Source organism: Pseudomonas sp. PA1(2017) (genome assembly GCF_001945375.1).
Classification (GTDB): Bacteria; Pseudomonadota; Gammaproteobacteria; order Pseudomonadales; family Pseudomonadaceae; genus Aquipseudomonas.
The window spans coordinates 216-852 of record NZ_MSXU01000012.1; the positions used below are offsets into that span (position 1 = coordinate 216).

Genomic DNA, 637 nt, shown 5'->3' on the forward strand with positions numbered 1-637 from the left:
TGTCTTCCTGAACAAGGCTGACATGGTTGACGACGCTGAGCTGCTGGAGCTGGTCGAGATGGAAGTTCGCGATCTGCTGAGCACCTACGACTTCCCGGGCGACGACACTCCGATCATCATCGGTTCGGCGCTGATGGCTCTGAACGGCCAGGACGACAACGGCATGGGTACCACTGCTGTTAAGACCCTGGTTGAAACTCTGGACAGCTACATTCCAGAGCCGGTTCGTGCCATCGACCGTCCGTTCCTGATGCCGATCGAAGACGTATTCTCGATCTCCGGCCGCGGTACTGTAGTGACCGGTCGTGTAGAGCGCGGTATCGTCAAGATCCAGGAAGAAATCGAGATCGTTGGTCTGCGTGCTACCACCAAGACCACCTGTACCGGTGTCGAGATGTTCCGCAAGCTGCTCGACGAAGGTCGTGCTGGTGAGAACTGTGGCGTTCTGCTGCGCGGCACCAAGCGTGACGACGTAGAGCGTGGTCAGGTTCTGGCCAAGCCGGGCACCATCAAGCCGCACACCAAGTTCGAAGCTGAAGTGTACGTTCTGTCCAAAGAGGAAGGTGGTCGTCACACCCCGTTCTTCAAGGGCTACCGTCCGCAGTTCTACTTCCGTACCACTGACGTGACCGGTTCG

1 protein-coding gene is annotated in these 637 nt (G+C 57.9%); it reads left to right on the forward strand.

The window, feature by feature from the left end:
- Window positions 1-637, forward strand: a 637-nt coding sequence (locus BVH01_RS24505; protein ID WP_256562796.1) for an EF-Tu/IF-2/RF-3 family GTPase, incomplete at both ends; no start/stop codon positions are given.